This is a genomic window from Sphingobium psychrophilum (assembly GCF_012927105.1).
Lineage (GTDB): Bacteria > Pseudomonadota > Alphaproteobacteria > Sphingomonadales > Sphingomonadaceae > Sphingobium > Sphingobium psychrophilum.
The window spans coordinates 22,763-37,387 of sequence record NZ_JABBFV010000003.1 but is presented as its reverse complement, the minus strand read 5'-3'; the positions used below and the strand labels follow the sequence as shown (position 1 = coordinate 37,387).

Here is a 14,625-nt window from a genome sequence, read left to right as displayed (position 1 = left end):
CACCCAATTCCGTTTGGGCTGAGCCTATCGAAGCCCTTTTCTTTTCTGCAAGAAAGAACAGCCCCCTTCGGCGAAGCTCAGGACAAGCTTCGACAGGCTCATGGCGAACGGAGTTGATATGTCATTGCCCAACATCCCCCCCCACGCCCGCCTCTACCTGAAGCCCACTTGGTTCGTGCCGACGCCGATCGGGTTGCCGGACGGGTCGGCGGCGCGGATGGGCAATGGGCTGATTTGGTTCCAGGGCTATGAGCTGAGCGCCTTCGACGGCGCGCGGCGGATCGCGCGGGTCGTGGTGCCGGTGGCCGGGTTCGATGCTGCGATCGCGGGACTGCCCGATGCGCTGGCGGAACGGGCGCAAAGGCTGGCGGCGCGTATCTCGGCGATCCGCGCGCCGCTGGCGCTGGGCGACCGCACTATCCGCTTCGACGCGCCGCAGGTGATGGCGATCCTGAACGTCACGCCCGATAGTTTCTCCGACGGCGGCAAGCATGTCGGCGATCCGCAGGCGGCGGCTGATGCCGGATTCGCTATGGCGGCGGCGGGCGCGGCGCTGATCGACGTGGGCGGGGAATCGACCCGGCCGCATGCGGCGAAGGTGTGGGAAGGCGACGAAATCGCCCGCATCGCCCCGGTGATCGAGCGGCTGGCTGCGGCTGGCGTGTCGGTGTCGGTCGACACGCGCAAGGCGGGGGTGATGGAAGCGGCGCTGGCGGCGGGCGCGCGAATCGTCAACGACGTCAGCGCGCTGGCGCATGATCTGCGCAGCCTAGAGGTGGTGGCGCGCGCGGGATGCCCGGTGATCCTGATGCATGCGCCATCGGCCGGGGATGATCCGCACGACAATCCTACAGGCTATGGCGATGTGGTCGCCGATGTGTTCGACCATCTGGAGGCGCGGATCGTCGCGTGCGAGGCGGCCGGGATCGCGCGCGCGAACATCATGGTCGATCCGGGGCTGGGCTTTGGCAAGAGCCTGGCCGACAATCTGGCGCTGGTGAACGGCCTGGCGACCTTCCAGGCGCTGGGCGTGCCGCTACTGTTCGCGGGAAGCCGCAAGCGGCTGATCGGCGCGCTATCGAACGAGGCACCGGCGGCGGATCGGCTCGGCGGATCGGTCGCGCTGGCCTTCCGCGCGGCGCAGCTCGGCGCGCAGATGGTGCGGGTGCATGATGTCCGCGAAAGCGTGCAGGCGCTGCACCTGTGGCGCGGGCTGGCGGATGCGGGGTTGAGCGCGGTTTAGGCCGGCTCGTTCATCCCCTCCCGCTGGCGGGAGGGGATGAACGAGCCGCTATTCCACACCCATATTGTCAGTTGGCGTTGGCCGCCGGTGCGGGCACAGCCGCAGGCGCGGGCGTCGCCGCGCCCTTGGGCGCGAAGCTGCGCAGGCTGGCCAGCGTCTGTTCGGCGATGCCCTGATATTGTTCGCTCAGCATTTCGGGATAGACGAAGGTGGCGGTCACGGTTCCGCCGTCGGGTTGCTTGAGCAGGCGGATGGCGACATTATTGCCTTCGCCGTCATTGGCGGTGCCGCGATATTCATTCTCGCCGACGAAATCGCCGTCCACGCCTTCGGCGCTGTCGTTGACCGATTCCACGATCTGCTGGAGCGTCTGGTCATTGTCGTTCTTCTGCCAGAAAACGCGCACGTCCGCACCGGCGCCAGGGTCCTGATAGACCGCGCCGTCGGCGGTGCTGGCCGCCTTGTCGATGGTCCAGCCTTCGGGGAAGGTGATGGAAAAGCCGCGCGCCTGGTTCACATAATTGCGGCTGTCCGTGTCCTCCGCCGCGGCATTGGCGAGCGCCGTGGCCGCCGCGGCGTTGGCGGCGGCGGCGAGTTCCTCCTGCGTCGGCATGTCGGCGACCGGTTCGGACCGGCCGCAGGCGGCGAGCAGGAGGACGGGAAGGCAAGCAACGAGCGCAGCATGTTTCATGGAACGATCCAAAGCATAGGCGCGCTAATAATTCAACGGGGCAGGCCGATCGTATCGATCATCCGTTTATCGTGGCGGTTCAGGCCGCGCTGTCGATGCCCAGTTCGGCCAGCTTGCGGTAGAGCGTCGAGCGGCCGATGCCCAGCCGCCGGGCGACTTCCGTCATGCGCCCGCGATAATGGCCGATGGCGAGGCGGATGACGTCGGCTTCGATCTCCGCCAGTTGCCGCACATGGCCGTCGCCTTCGAACAGGGTGATGCCCGCGCCGTCGCGATGCGGCTGGCTGGCGGCGCGCGGGCGCAGCGACAATATGCTGGCCCCGGCCTGGATTTGGGAGGCGATCTGCGGGAAATCCTGCGGCGTCAGGGCGTCGCCCTCGCACAGCACGGCGGCGCGGAAAAGGGCGTTTTGAAGCTGGCGGACATTGCCCGGCCAGCCATGTTGCATCAGCAGCGCCAGCGCATCGTCGGTCACGCCCAGGCCGCGCAGCCCCGGCTGGGTAGCGATGCGGGCGAGCAGGTGGCGGCACAGCGCGGGGATGTCGCCCATGCGTTCGCGCAAGGGGGGCACGGTCAGCTGGACGACGTTGAGGCGGTAGTAGAGATCCTCGCGGAAATTGCCGGCCTCCACCTCTTCGATCAGCCGCTTGTTGGTCGCGGCGATGACGCGCACGTCGACATGGACCGGCCGGCGCGCGCCGATCGGCTGGACTTCGCCATCCTGTAATACGCGCAGCAGCTTGACCTGCGCGTCCAATGGCATTTCGCTGACTTCGTCCAGAAAGAGCGTGCCCATGTCGGCGCTGGCGAATTTGCCGACATGACGGTCGAACGCGCCGGTGAAGGCACCGCGTTCATGGCCGAACAGCTCGGATTCGACGAGGTTGGCGGGGATGGCACCGCAATTGACCGTGACCATCGCCTGTTTGTGGCGCGGGGAAGCGGCATGGATGGCGCGGGCGATGACATCCTTGCCGACGCCGCTTTCGCCCTCGATCAGCACGGGGACGCGGGCGCGGGCCGCCTTGGCCGCGATGGCCAGCGCGGCGCGGAATTGCGGGGCGGAGCCGACCACATCCTCGAAGGAGAGGGGGGCGGTGATCTTTTCGGTGAGCGGGCGCAATTCGCCCGCGGCCGCGCCTTCGGCCAGCGTCGCGTTCAAGGCGGCCAGCAGCCGTTCGGGGGCGATCGGCTTGGACAGATAATCGGTAGCGCCCGCGCGCATCGCCTCCACGGCGATGGCGACATTATTATGCGCGGTCAGGATCAGGATCGGCAGCGCAGGGCGACGGCTGCGAATCTCCCGGATCAGGCCCGACGGTTCATAATCGGGGCTCCATTGGTCGAGTATGATGGCATCAAGCTGCATCCCGTCCTGCGTGCCCAGCGTCGCAATGGCGGTTTCACCGTCGGCGGCGAAGATGGTGCGCCAACCCGCACGGGCCCCCAGCGCCGACACCAGGCGTCGCTGCGCCGGTTCGTCGTCGATCAGCATCAGCATCGGTACGCCATCGCGCGCCATCAAAACCCCTCATATGCAACCCGGAGGCGATGGTAAGCGCAGGGGGTAAAGGGCGGCTTAACCGCGACGAATTTTCTTGCAAGCGGCGGGTTGAGGGCGCGGCCCCCAGACGATAAGAGGTGGGCCAACATCGTCAGGACAAGGGGACAGGATATGGCGTCGGACAGCAATATGAAGGCCGCGACCGAAACTTACGGAAGCTTCGTCGGCTTCGTCAAATGGGGCACGATCGTCAGCGTCGCGGTCGCTGCGCTGGTGGTGCTGCTGATTTCCTGAGCCGCTTGCCGCAGGGCGTGGCGACAGGCGCGCGCGCATGACGGGCGCGCTGGCGTTGCTACCCCTGTTCCTGGCCGCTTGTGCGGGCGGCTATGTGGTTGCTCGGCCGCGGGCTGACTCCGATCGTTCGGCTTGGCAGTCGGGCGTCGGTGGCATGGCCGCCATCCTGCTCGTCGGCGCGCTGATCGCCGCGGCCGAAGCGGGCAGCGCGAGGGCGCGCTACATCGCCCTGATCGCGTTGCTATGCGCCAGCGTCGCGAGCGTCCTGCTTTTGGGCGTGCCGGAACGCCGCGTGTTGCCGGATGGTGAGGGCGATGACGGGATGGACGCATGATTCCCCCTGTCGGCGCGGCTTGGCTGGGCGCGCAACTGGACGGCATCGATCCGTCGCCCGTGGTCGCGGGCGCTTATCTCCTCTCCGGCCTATTGCTGTTCCTGGGATTGTGGTTTCGTACCGGCCGCCATGGCAACCGTTGGGCGATGGCGGGCATCGTGACCGCGTCGGCGGCGGCGGTCTACAGCCATGATGTCGTCAACCTGCCGGAAATGGTCAGCGCGGTCGTGATTGGCGGCAGCATCGGGCTGCTATTGGCGCGGCGCAGCGCGGTAGCGGCCTTGCCCTGGTTGATGGTCGCGGGCCACGGCCTGCTGGGCGTGGCGGCGATGGCCATGGCCGCGACCCTGTGGCGCAATCCTAGCGCCTTCGGCCTGACCGCCCATGATGGTGCGCTGCTGGCGGTCGGGTTCGGTCTGGGCGCGACGACCCTGACAGGCGCGCTTGCCCTGGCGTTCCGTCGCAGGCTGGGCGAGCTTGCCTTGCTGGGCAGCGGCGCAGGCTTTGCGGCGGCTGCGCTGGGCTTTGCGATCGGCAACAGCGCGATGGTGATGGGCGGCGGCATGGCGGGCGCCGTTGGGCTGCGCCTGGCATGGCGCGCGCGGCGGATCGCATCAAGAGCCTTGCCCAGCGGGGCGGGCTTACCCTAACGCTATCGGCAAATCATTCCCGCAGCGGAGACTTGCATGCACAAACTTGGCCTGATCGGCGGTCTTAGCTGGACCTCCACCGCGCGCTATTATGCGATCATCAACCAGGCGGTCCACCGCGCGCTGGGTGGGCAGCATAGCGCGCCGCTGCTGATCGAGAGCCTGGATTTTGCCGAAGTGGCGCGTTGCGCCACGGAAAATGACTGGGACTGCGCGTCGGCCCAGTTGATCGGCGCGGCCCAACGGCTGGAGCAGGGCGGCGCAGGTGCGCTATTGATCTGCGCCAATTCGATGCATCGCGTTTACGATCGGGTGCAGGCGGCGGTCGGCATTCCCATCCTGCATATCGCCGACATCGTGGGCAAGACGATGAAGGCGGACGGCATTGAACGAGCCGCGCTGATCGGCACGCGCAACGTCATGACCGAGAAATTCTATCGTCAGCGCTTGGTCGGCCACGGCATTTCGCTGTTGCCCGCCGACATGGAACTGGCCGAGCGGATCGACAGGATCGTCTATGACGAGTTGACCGTGGGGAAGGTCAGCAAGGAATCCGAACGCTATATGAAGTCGGAACTGACCGACATCGCCAAGGAGGATGTGCAGGCCGTGGTGCTGGCCTGTACCGAGTTGGAGCTGATCGTCGACGTGAAGGCCAATGTCCTGCCGATCTATGATTGCACCAGCATTCATGCGCGGGCGGGGGTGGATTTCATTCTGGGGTGAGCGCTTACACTCCGTTCGCCCTGAGCGAAGTCGAAGGGGTCGACCGACCGTAGGGAGGTCACTTCGCCTTCGCTCAGTGATGGGCTTCGGCTTCGCTCAGCCCGAACGGAGGGAAGCGCCCCTTACTCGCCAGGCTCCGCCAGCGCGATATCCATGTCGGCCAGCGCCAAGCGTAGCAATTCCGCCATGGTCGTGCGCGCCGCTGCCGTGTCGCGGGCGGCGATCGCCTGGAATACGGCGCGATGGTCGGGCAGGGGGTCGCGGGGAAGCAGCTTCTTGCGATGCTTGAAGGTCGTGGTCCAGCTGACCGCAGCGCCGACCGAACTGGCCAGCGCCTCCAGCGCGTCATTATGGGTAGCGGCCAGGATGGCGTGGTGGAAACGCTGGTCCGCGGCGCGGCCGTCGGGCGTCGACAGGCCAAAGCGGCCCATTTCCGCCAGCGCCGTCTCCATCGTCGCGATCTGGTCGTCGGTGCGGCGGCGGGCGGCGAATTCGGCGGCGGCCGGTTCGATCACGCCGCGCAGTTCGAACAGGTCGCGGATGAAGCTGGCGTCCGGTTCGCCTGCGAACATCCACGCCAGCATTTCGGGGTCCAGCACGTTCCAGCGGCTGCGTGGCAGGACGCGGGTGCCCGCCTTGGGACGGCTTTCCAGCATCCCCTTGGCGATCAGGATGCGCACCGCCTCGCGATAGGCGGTGCGGGATACGCCCAGGCGCTCCGACGCCTCTATCTCGCCTTCGAACAATTCGCCTGGACGGTGCTTGCCCGTCAGGATCGCGGTGCCCAGGTCGCGGGCGATCGTCTGATGGATGCGCAGCACGCCTTCCTCCGATCCGATCTTGCGCCCGCTACCCAAATCCCCGCTCCCCTATATGTCAGTCCTCAAATGCTGCCGTAGGGCAATGCCGTCCGCAAAGGAAGGCATCCGCCACCAGCCGCAGCGGCGCGGTGTCTGCATCGATCGCCTTGTCGGCCACCAGGCGCACGAAACGGCGGTACATGACCGGATATTCCTCGTCCGGGGCCTTCATCTGCACTTCGCCGTCCAGCCGCAGCGTGTTGCCGCCTTCGGACAGAAGCAGGCTGCCCTTGTCCGTCTCGACCGCGATGTCCCAGGTCTGCGGCCCAGTCTGGCGCCAGTCGAACACGGTATCGATCGCCGCGCCTGACGCCGTCGCCATCTGGAGCGTCGCGCCGATCGGCGCCTGCTTGTTGGACGGGACTTCCAGTTCGGCCGATAGCACCGTGATCGGCTCGGCCACGATTTCGGTCAGGATCGACAGGGCGTTGATGCCCGGATCGAATACGCCGAAACCGCCCGCTTCCCAGATCCAGGGCTGGCCCGGATGCCAGTGACGGACATCCTCGCGCCACTGAATGTCGATCCGCTCCACCTTGCGCTCTGCAATCCAGGCCTTCGCCTGCGCCACGGCGGCGGCGTAGCGGCTGTGCCAGCTGGCGTAGAGGGTGACGCCCTGCGCCTTGGCGAGGGCCGTCAGCGCCTCCACTTCGGACACGGTCGCGCCCGGCGGCTTTTCCAGAAACACATGTTTCCCCGCCAGCAACGCTTGCCGGGCCGCATGATAGCGGACCTGTGGCGGCTGGCAGAGGATCACGGCGTCTAGGTCGCTTTCGCCCGCCAGCATCGCGCCAAGGTCAGGGTAATTATTCACCCCTTCCCCTTGCGCGTTGCGGCTGGCGACGGCGACCAGCTCTATCCCGTCGATTTTTGCAATTGCGGGCAGGTGCTGATCGCGCGCGATTTTACCCAGCCCTACCAGACCTGCCCGGATCGTCATGCGGCCACTTCCAGCTTGCCTTCGTTACGGCGCGTCAGACCCCAGGGGTTGGCGGCCTGCAACGCCGGCGGCAGCAGCGCGTCGCTCAGATCCTGATAGCAGACCGGACGCAGGAAGCGCATCATCGCCAGCGTCCCGACCGAGGTCGAACGGCCGTCGGACGTGGACGGGAAGGGACCGCCATGGACCATGGCATGAGTCACTTCAACGCCGGTGGGCCAGCCATTCGCAAGCACGCGGCCCACTTTACGCGACAGCGTGGGCAGCAGCTTGGCGGCATCGTCCGCATCGCTGGTTTCCATCTGGAGCGTGGCGGTCAACTGGCCTTCCAGATCGGCGATGGTGGCGATGACGTCTTCGATCGTGGCGCATTTCACCAGGATCGAGGATGCACCGAACACTTCATGCGCCAGCGCCGGGTTGGCGCGGAACTGGTCGGACGCGGTGGCGAAGAAGGCCGACTGGCCACGGTTGGCGCCGTCCGCTTCCGTGCCGCGGGCGATGGTGGTCACGCCATCCGCGCTCGCCAGTGCATCGACGCCCTTTTCATAGGCGGCGTGGATGCCAGGCGTCAGCATGACCTGCGCTGCGTTGGCCGACAGGGCGTTGGCGGCCGAAGCGACGAACGTATCGAGATCGGGGCTGTCGAGCGCGATCACCATGCCGGGGTTGGTGCAGAACTGGCCCGCGAACAGCGACATGGAGCCGACGAATGCCGTGCCCAATGCTTCGGCCCGCGCCGCGAGCGCGCCGGGCAGCAGGACGACCGGGTTGATGCTCGACATTTCCGAATAGACCGGGATCGGCTCGGCGCGCTTGGCCGCAATCTGCATCAGCGCAATACCGCCGCCGCGCGATCCGGTGAAGCCCACCGCCTTGATGCGAGGATCGGCGACCAGCGCGCCGCCCAGATCATTGGTGGTGCCGGGCAGGTAGGAGAAGACGCCTTCGGGCAGGCCGCACGCCGCGACCGCCGCGATGATCGCGCGGGCGACAAGTTCGCCGGTGCCGGGATGGGCGGGGTGGCCCTTCACCACCACCGGGCAACCGGCCGCGAAGGCGGATGCGGTGTCACCGCCCGCGACCGAGAAGGCGAGCGGGAAGTTGGACGCGCCGAACACGGCGACCGGGCCAAGCGCCTGGTTGACGCGGCGCAGGTCGCTGCGGGGCAGGGGCGCGCGGTCGGGCAGCGCCTTATCGATGGTGGCGTCGAGCCAGTCGCCCTGGCGGACATAGCTGGCGAACAGGCGCAACTGGCCGACGGTGCGGCCACGTTCGCCCTCCAGGCGACCGCGCGGCAGACCGGATTCACTCATCGCGGTGGTGATGAGCAGGTCGCCGATGGCGACGATCTGGTCGGCGACGGTTTCCAGAAAAATGGCGCGCGCGTCCGGCGTCAGGGTCGAGAAGGTTTCGAACGCGGCATCGGCCAGCGCGGTCGCATCAGCGACATCGGCGGTCGATGCGTTGGAAAAGGCGATCTCGCCCTTCGCGCCGGTCGACGGGTCGATGGCGTGGAAAGGTGCGCCGCCGGTGCGCTCGCTCGCGCCGATAAGGATGGCTCCGTTGAACATGGTCGTTCTCCTGAAATGGGGGCAATGGGTCTGGCTAGACGATCGCGCCGGGAAGCGCTGATCGATTTCCAGCGCAGGTGATGCAAAAGGGGGGGAAGGCGGGGGCGCCGCAGATGGCGACGGACGCCCCTGCCTTCAATGGGTCAATGATTGTCGCGCGGCAGGCCCATGGTCTGGGCGATGCGCTGATATTTTTCCGCGCCTTCCAATATGGCGCCGGTGTTCAACTGGCCGACGACCGAGCGCTGGATTTCCTGCCAGGGGGTCTGCGAGGCGGGATATTGGAAGCCGCCTGCGGCCTCCAGCTTCGCCCGGCGATCGGCCAGTTCCTCGTCGGAAATCAGGACGTTCACCACCCCGGCTTTCAGGTCCATGCGAACCCGGTCGCCGGTTTCCAGCAGCGCCAGCCCGCCCATCGCCGCCGCTTCGGGCGATGCGTTGAGGATCGAGGGGCTTCCGCTAGTCCCCGATTGGCGACCATCGCCGATGCAGGGCAGGGCGCTGACGCCTTCGGTGATGAGGTAAGCAGGCGGCCGCATGTTCACGACTTCCGCTGCGCCGGGATAGCCGATCGGCCCCGCGCCGCGCATGAACATCAGCGAATTGGCGGTGATGCCGGTGGCTGGATCGTCGATTCGGTGATGATAATCCTCCGGCCCGTCGAATACGATCGCCGGGCCTTCAAAGGCTTCGGGATCGTCGGGGTTGGACAGGTAACGATCGCGGAACTCGGCGCTGATGACGCTGGTCTTCATGATAGCGGCATCGAACAGATTGCCCGACAGGACCAGGAAGCCGGCTTCCTCGACCAGCGGCTGGTCGAACGGACGGATGACCTTTTCGTCCTCAATCTCCACGCCCTTGCAATTTTCGCCCATGGTCTTGCCATTGACGGTCATCGCACCTTCGCGGATCAGGCCCTGGTCGATCAACTGGCTGACGACGGCGGGGACGCCGCCGGCGCGATAATAATCCTCGCCCAGATATTCGCCGGCGGGCTGGAGGTTGACGAGCAGCGGCACCTTATGACCGACCGTCTCCCAGTCCTTCAGCGGCAATTCCACGCCCATGTGGCGGGCGATGGCGGACAGATGGATCGGCGCGTTGGTCGATCCGCCGATCGCCGAATTGACGACGATGGCGTTGTGGAAGGCGTCCAGCGTCATGATTTCCGACGGCTTGAGATCCTCGGCGACCATTTCGACGATGCGCTTGCCGGTGAGGTAGGCGACTTCCTGGCGATCGCGATAGGGGGCAGGGATCGCCGCGGAACCCGGCAGCATCATGCCCAATGCTTCGGCCAGGCTGTTCATGGTCGATGCCGTGCCCATGGTGTTGCAATAGCCGGTCGATGGTGCCGAAGAGGCGACGAGCTTGATGAAGCCTTCGTCATCGATCTTGCCGGCGGCCAGCAACTCGCGACCCTTCCAGACGATCGTGCCCGATCCGGTGCGTTCGCCCTTGAACCAGCCGTTCAGCATCGGGCCGACCGACAGGGCGATCGCGGGGATGTTGACGGTGGCGGCCGCCATCAGCAGCGCGGGCGTGGTCTTGTCGCAACCGGTGGTCAGGATCACGCCGTCCAGCGGATAGCCGTACATGGCTTCGACCAGGCCCAGATAGGCGAGGTTGCGGTCAAGGCCCGCGGTCGGGCGCTTGCCGGTTTCCTGAATCGGATGAACCGGAAATTCTAGCGCGATGCCGCCCATTTCGCGAATACCGTCGCGCATCCGTTCGGCCAGCACGATATGGTGGCGGTTGCAGGGCGACAGGTCGCTGCCGGTCTGGGCGATGCCGATGATCGGCTTGCCGCTGCGCAGTTCGTCCAGGCTCAGGCCGAAGTTCAGGTAACGCTCCAGATAGAGCGACGTCATGTCGATATTGTCCGGGTTGTCGAACCAGGCGCGGCTGCGCAGCTTCGGGAAAGTCTTGGGCGAATCGCTCATCGGGGCATCCTGATTCAAGAAATGGCTGACGCAGAAATTGGGCATGGCGCGTTGACGCGCTCCGCCTCCTGATATACTCAGACAAATAGAAATTCAAGCACCCGAAATGAGAAGATGTGAGCGCTACCATCTACAAGGGGCCGATTGCGTGTCGATGAAGGGCTATGCCGTTGTCGGCGATTGGGGAACGAGCCGTCTGCGGCTGTTCCGGGTCGAAAATGGTGTCTTGGCGGCGCGGTGCGACGGGCCTGGGATCGGCGCGGTGGGCGGCGCGGCGGAGGCGGCCTTTGCCGACGCGATCGCGCCTTGGCTGGCCGACGGCCTGCCCGAATCGATCACCCTATGCGGCATGGCAGGCGCGCGCGACGGCTGGGTCGAGGCACCCTATGCCGATTGCCCCGCCGATGCGGAGGCCTGGCGGCAGGCGGCGATGCGCTTCGACTGGCGCGGGATTCCGGTGGCCATCATGGCGGGCCTGGCCTGCGAGGGCGCGGATGGCATCCCCGATGTCATGCGGGGCGAGGAAACCCAGATGTTCGGCGCGATTGCCCGCGACCTGGCGCTGGGTACGGGGCGGCACATGATCGTCCTGCCCGGCACCCACAATAAATGGTCGCTGGTTGAGGATGGCCGCATCACCGCCTTCCGCACCATGCCCACCGGCGAATTGTTCGCGTTGTTGCGCGATCAATCGACCCTGGGTCCGAAGGTCGATGCCACCAACCCGGTGGAGGAAGCCACAGGCTTTGCCGAGGGGCTCGACCGCGCGCATGACGGGAAGCTGTTGCAGTCGTTGTTCGCGGCGCGCGCCATGCGGCTGCGCCAGGGGCGCTCGCCCGACTGGGCGCTGGGCTATTTGTCCGGCCTGTTGATCGGCTGCGAGATCGCGGAGATGCGCGGCATGGTGGGCACGACGGACAGCATCATCCTGATCGGCGACGCACGCCTGTCCGCCCGCTATGCGCAGGCACTGGACAGGCAGGGCGTGGCCACGCACATGCTGGACGGTGACGCCTGCGCGCTCGCCGGCCTTGGCCTGACGGAGATTTGATAGCATGACCCTGGACGACCTGCTGGCCGATGGCGCGCCGCCCATCTGCGCGATCCTGCGCGGCATAAGGCCCGACGAAGCGATCGATGTCAGCGCCGCTTTGGTGGATGCGGGTATCCGCATCCTCGAAGTGCCGTTCAATTCGCCCGATCCGCTTGCCAGCATCGCAGCGATGCAGGCGGAATTCGGCGGCCGCGCGCTGATCGGCGCGGGGACGGTGCTGAGTGTCGAGGCGGTCGAGGCGCTGCACGCCGCTGGCGGGCGCATCATGGTCACGCCCAATACCAATCCGGCGGTGATCGCACGCGGCGCGGAACTGGGCCTGGACCTGTTGCCCGGCTTCATGACGCCGAGCGAGGCTTTTGCGGCCATCGCGGCGGGGGCGAAGCGGATCAAGCTGTTCCCGGCGGCCCGTCTGGGCGCGGCCTATGTGAAGGCGGTCAAGGACGTGCTGCCGCGCGACATCGGCGTCTGGGCCGTGGGCGGCACCGGCGCGGACACGATCGGCGAATGGCTGGCGGGCGGCTGCGAAGGCATTGGCGTGGGCGGCGCGCTCTACAAGCCGGGCGATGACGCGGCGACCGTAGGACAGCGCGGGCGCGATCTGGTCGCGGCGTGGCAGGCGACGCTGGGATAACCATTTTTCCGTTCGTTTCGAGCGAAGTCGAGAAACGTCGTGCAAGGCTTGTCGACTTCGCTCGAAGCGAACGGACCTTGATTGTCATCCAACGGGCTGCGCCATCTCCTCGGCGCGGTCCAGCACCTCGCGGACCTTGGCGGCGAGATCGCCATAGCTGAAAGGCTTGGTCAGCAGGTCGACGCCCTCATCCAGCCGGCCATGATGGACGATGGCGTTGCGGGCGTAGCCGGTGGTGAACAGGATCTTGAGGCCGGGCCAGCGCGTCTTGGCCGCGGCCGCCAGGTCGGCGCCGGTCATCCCGCCGGGCAGCACGACATCGGTGAAGAGCAGGTCGACCGGCGCATCCGCCGCTTCCAGCGCTGCAAGAGCGGCCGCGCCATCGGCGGCCGACACGACATGATAGCCAAGGTCGCGCAGCACTTCATGCGAATAAGCGCGGACATTATCGTCGTCCTCGCACAGCAATATCGTCTCGTGCCCGCCTCTGGGCGCCTGCATCGACGTTTCCGGCGCATCTTCCACCGCCGCGCAACCGTGATGGCGCGGCAGGTAGAGCATGACGCTGGTGCCGTCACCCGGCTCCGAATAGACGCGCATATGGCCGCCCGATTGCTTGATGAAGCCATAGACCATCGACAGGCCAAGGCCGGTGCCGCGCCCCACATCCTTCGTGGTGAAAAAGGGTTCGATCGCTTGCGCCAGCGTCGCCGCGCCCATCCCTTCGCCCGTGTCCGACACGCCGATCATCACATATTCGCCGGGCTTCAACCCGTCTTCGCGCGCGGCCTGTTCCGCCTCGATATAGCTGTTGGACACTTCGATCGTCAGCTTGCCGCCATCGGGCATGGCGTCGCGCGCGTTGACCGCCAGATTGAGCAGCGCATTTTCCATCTGGTTGACATCGACAGCGATCGGCCAGGGTTCGGGTGCCTCCATCGTCTTCACGGCGATGGTTTCGCCCAACGTCCGATGCAGCATATCGGACATGCCCGCGACCAGCCGGTTGGGATCGGTCGGCCGGGGATCGAGCGGCTGGCGGCGGGAGAAGGCGAGCAGCCGCTGCGTCAGCACAGCCGCGCGGTCTGCGCCCGCTGCGGCGCGCCCGACCATCCGCTGGAGCCGGGCGTCGTCGGCGGGCAAAGCGCGTTGCAGCAGTTCCAGGTTGCCGGTGACGATCTGGAGCAGGTTATTGAAGTCGTGCGCCACGCCGCCGGTCAACTGGCCCAGCGTCTCCATCTTTTGCGCCTGGCGGAGCGCCGCCTCCGTATCGGCCAGCGCGCGGGCATGGGCGCGCTGTTCGGTGACGTCGCGGGCCACGGCATAGACGGTGCCGCCTTCCGACACGGCGGTCCAGCTAAAGGTGCGATAATCGCCGTCGCGGGCGCGGAAACGATTGTCGAAGCGCAGCACCGGCTGGCCATGCGCCAGGCCGTCAATCTGATCGCGGGTCGGCTGGATGTCGTCGGGATGCTCCATCCATTCGGCGGTGCGGCCGATCAATTCCGCCTCGCTCCAGCCCAATATCTCGGTCCAGGCCGGGCTGGCCGCCAGCCAGACGCCGGTCGTGTCGGCGATCAGGAACGGGTCGCGCGCCAGCGCCCAGAGCCGGTTGCGGTCGGCCAGCATCGCCCGTTCCGCCAGCACGCGCTTGGTCGTCTCGCTGACGATGCACAACACGCCGCCGATCGACCCGTCGCCTTCGAACACGGGCGAGTAGCTGATGTCGAAATAGACATCCTCGCCGCGCCCGCCGTCGCGCTCGATATAGAAGGGCCGGTCCTTGGCATGGATGGTTTCGCCGGTGTCGAGCACCGATTGCAGCAGCGGACCCAGATCGTCCCACAATTCGCCCCAGCCTTCGCGCGCCGGGCGGCCCAGCGCCTGCGGATGCTTGTCGCCGATCGTGGGCGCGTAGCTTTCATTATAGAGCGCGCAGAAGTCCGGTCCCCAGAACAGGACGATCTCCGCCTTGGAAGACAGCATCAGCCGTACCGTCGAGACGAGTGTGGGTGACCATGCGTCCACAAGGCCAAGCGGTGAGGATGCGCCCAACGCGGCGGTAAGGGCGCCCATCGGTCCCTGTGCGGCGATCATCGCGGCTGTTCCCGTCGATGCGGCGATCATCAAAAGCCCCTGCATGAATTGAAGTTGGGATGATACGCCTGCGGGGCG

Annotated in this window: 14 protein-coding genes; 7 read left to right on the top strand and 7 right to left on the bottom strand. The window is 66.6% G+C overall.

Going from position 1 to position 14,625, the window contains the following annotated elements; all coding sequences use genetic code 11:
• Nucleotides 1–118: 118 nt before the first annotated feature.
• The gene (gene folP, locus HHL08_RS05215; protein WP_169571434.1) at nucleotides 119–1,243 is read left to right on the top strand and encodes a dihydropteroate synthase; all 1,125 of its coding nucleotides are present in this window, start codon (nucleotides 119–121) and stop codon (nucleotides 1,241–1,243) included.
• A 67-nt stretch (nucleotides 1,244–1,310) separates the two neighbouring features.
• Here folP and HHL08_RS05210 read toward each other — a convergent pair whose 3' ends face one another.
• Nucleotides 1,311–1,934: a hypothetical protein gene (locus HHL08_RS05210; RefSeq protein ID WP_169571433.1), complete on the bottom strand. Its 624-nt coding sequence runs from the start codon at nucleotides 1,932–1,934 to the stop codon at nucleotides 1,311–1,313.
• Between the two features lie 79 nt (nucleotides 1,935–2,013).
• Nucleotides 2,014–3,456, bottom strand: a complete 1,443-nt coding sequence (locus tag HHL08_RS05205; RefSeq protein WP_066605617.1) for a sigma-54-dependent transcriptional regulator — start codon at nucleotides 3,454–3,456, stop codon at nucleotides 2,014–2,016.
• Nucleotides 3,457–3,609: 153 nt separating this feature from the next.
• Between HHL08_RS05205 and HHL08_RS05200 the strand changes: the two genes are divergently transcribed.
• Genes HHL08_RS05200 through HHL08_RS05185 form a run of 4 tightly spaced genes read left to right on the top strand, consistent with a single transcriptional unit; the run spans nucleotide 3,610 to nucleotide 5,442 of the window.
• Nucleotides 3,610–3,732 (top strand): aa3-type cytochrome c oxidase subunit IV, encoded by a 123-nt coding sequence (locus HHL08_RS05200; protein WP_169571432.1) that lies wholly within the window; start codon nucleotides 3,610–3,612, stop codon nucleotides 3,730–3,732.
• A 37-nt stretch (nucleotides 3,733–3,769) separates the two neighbouring features.
• On the top strand, nucleotides 3,770–4,066 hold the full coding sequence (locus HHL08_RS05195) for a hypothetical protein (RefSeq protein WP_169571431.1): 297 nt from the start codon (nucleotides 3,770–3,772) through the stop codon (nucleotides 4,064–4,066).
• A complete protein-coding gene (locus tag HHL08_RS05190) occupies nucleotides 4,063–4,716 on the top strand; it encodes an NAD(P)(+) transhydrogenase (Re/Si-specific) subunit beta (RefSeq protein ID WP_169571430.1) in 654 nt (217 codons plus the stop codon). The genes HHL08_RS05195 and HHL08_RS05190 overlap by 4 nt, the downstream gene beginning before the upstream one ends.
• A gap of 36 nt (nucleotides 4,717–4,752) precedes the next feature.
• A complete protein-coding gene (locus tag HHL08_RS05185; protein WP_169571429.1) occupies nucleotides 4,753–5,442 on the top strand; it encodes an aspartate/glutamate racemase family protein in 690 nt (229 codons plus the stop codon).
• A 122-nt stretch (nucleotides 5,443–5,564) separates the two neighbouring features.
• Here HHL08_RS05185 and HHL08_RS05180 read toward each other — a convergent pair whose 3' ends face one another.
• The 4 genes from HHL08_RS05180 to HHL08_RS05165 form a co-directional block, all read right to left on the bottom strand.
• Entirely contained in the window at nucleotides 5,565–6,299 is a 735-nt protein-coding gene (locus HHL08_RS05180) for a FadR/GntR family transcriptional regulator (RefSeq protein ID WP_169571428.1), read from the bottom strand.
• A 19-nt stretch (nucleotides 6,300–6,318) separates the two neighbouring features.
• Nucleotides 6,319–7,242 (bottom strand): Gfo/Idh/MocA family protein, encoded by a 924-nt coding sequence (locus HHL08_RS05175; protein ID WP_169571427.1) that lies wholly within the window; start codon nucleotides 7,240–7,242, stop codon nucleotides 6,319–6,321.
• Nucleotides 7,239–8,816: an aldehyde dehydrogenase (NADP(+)) gene (locus HHL08_RS05170; RefSeq protein ID WP_169571426.1), complete on the bottom strand. Its 1,578-nt coding sequence runs from the start codon at nucleotides 8,814–8,816 to the stop codon at nucleotides 7,239–7,241. Before HHL08_RS05170 ends, HHL08_RS05175 begins: the two co-directional genes overlap by 4 nt.
• A gap of 143 nt (nucleotides 8,817–8,959) precedes the next feature.
• Nucleotides 8,960–10,762, bottom strand: coding sequence for an IlvD/Edd family dehydratase (locus tag HHL08_RS05165; protein WP_169571425.1), 1,803 nt, complete (start codon nucleotides 10,760–10,762; stop codon nucleotides 8,960–8,962).
• A 154-nt stretch (nucleotides 10,763–10,916) separates the two neighbouring features.
• On the opposite strand from HHL08_RS05165, the gene HHL08_RS05160 reads away from it, so the two are divergent.
• Both HHL08_RS05160 and HHL08_RS05155 read left to right on the top strand, forming a co-directional pair.
• On the top strand, nucleotides 10,917–11,813 hold the full coding sequence (locus HHL08_RS05160; protein WP_169571424.1) for a 2-dehydro-3-deoxygalactonokinase: 897 nt from the start codon (nucleotides 10,917–10,919) through the stop codon (nucleotides 11,811–11,813).
• A gap of 4 nt (nucleotides 11,814–11,817) precedes the next feature.
• Complete coding sequence (locus HHL08_RS05155; RefSeq protein WP_169571423.1) at nucleotides 11,818–12,450, top strand: 2-dehydro-3-deoxy-6-phosphogalactonate aldolase; 633 nt, start codon at nucleotides 11,818–11,820, stop codon at nucleotides 12,448–12,450.
• 84 nt (nucleotides 12,451–12,534) lie between these two features.
• On the opposite strand, the gene HHL08_RS05150 is transcribed toward HHL08_RS05155, so the two are convergent.
• A complete protein-coding gene (locus HHL08_RS05150; protein ID WP_169571422.1) occupies nucleotides 12,535–14,577 on the bottom strand; it encodes a hybrid sensor histidine kinase/response regulator in 2,043 nt (680 codons plus the stop codon).
• Nucleotides 14,578–14,625 lie beyond the last annotated feature (48 nt).

Coding starts and splice junctions, on each gene's coding strand:
- HHL08_RS05205 (WP_066605617.1), bottom strand. CDS start 3,456: ATGGCGCGCGATGGCGTACCGATGCTGATGCTGATCGACGACGAACCG.
- HHL08_RS05185 (WP_169571429.1), top strand. CDS start 4,753: ATGCACAAACTTGGCCTGATCGGCGGTCTTAGCTGGACCTCCACCGCG.
- HHL08_RS05210 (WP_169571433.1), bottom strand. CDS start 1,934: ATGAAACATGCTGCGCTCGTTGCTTGCCTTCCCGTCCTCCTGCTCGCC.
- folP (WP_169571434.1), top strand. CDS start 119: ATGTCATTGCCCAACATCCCCCCCCACGCCCGCCTCTACCTGAAGCCC.
- HHL08_RS05160 (WP_169571424.1), top strand. CDS start 10,917: ATGAAGGGCTATGCCGTTGTCGGCGATTGGGGAACGAGCCGTCTGCGG.
- HHL08_RS05195 (WP_169571431.1), top strand. CDS start 3,770: ATGACGGGCGCGCTGGCGTTGCTACCCCTGTTCCTGGCCGCTTGTGCG.
- HHL08_RS05200 (WP_169571432.1), top strand. CDS start 3,610: ATGGCGTCGGACAGCAATATGAAGGCCGCGACCGAAACTTACGGAAGC.
- HHL08_RS05175 (WP_169571427.1), bottom strand. CDS start 7,242: ATGACGATCCGGGCAGGTCTGGTAGGGCTGGGTAAAATCGCGCGCGAT.
- HHL08_RS05165 (WP_169571425.1), bottom strand. CDS start 10,762: ATGAGCGATTCGCCCAAGACTTTCCCGAAGCTGCGCAGCCGCGCCTGG.
- HHL08_RS05150 (WP_169571422.1), bottom strand. CDS start 14,577: ATGATCGCCGCATCGACGGGAACAGCCGCGATGATCGCCGCACAGGGA.
- HHL08_RS05155 (WP_169571423.1), top strand. CDS start 11,818: ATGACCCTGGACGACCTGCTGGCCGATGGCGCGCCGCCCATCTGCGCG.
- HHL08_RS05190 (WP_169571430.1), top strand. CDS start 4,063: ATGATTCCCCCTGTCGGCGCGGCTTGGCTGGGCGCGCAACTGGACGGC.
- HHL08_RS05170 (WP_169571426.1), bottom strand. CDS start 8,816: ATGTTCAACGGAGCCATCCTTATCGGCGCGAGCGAGCGCACCGGCGGC.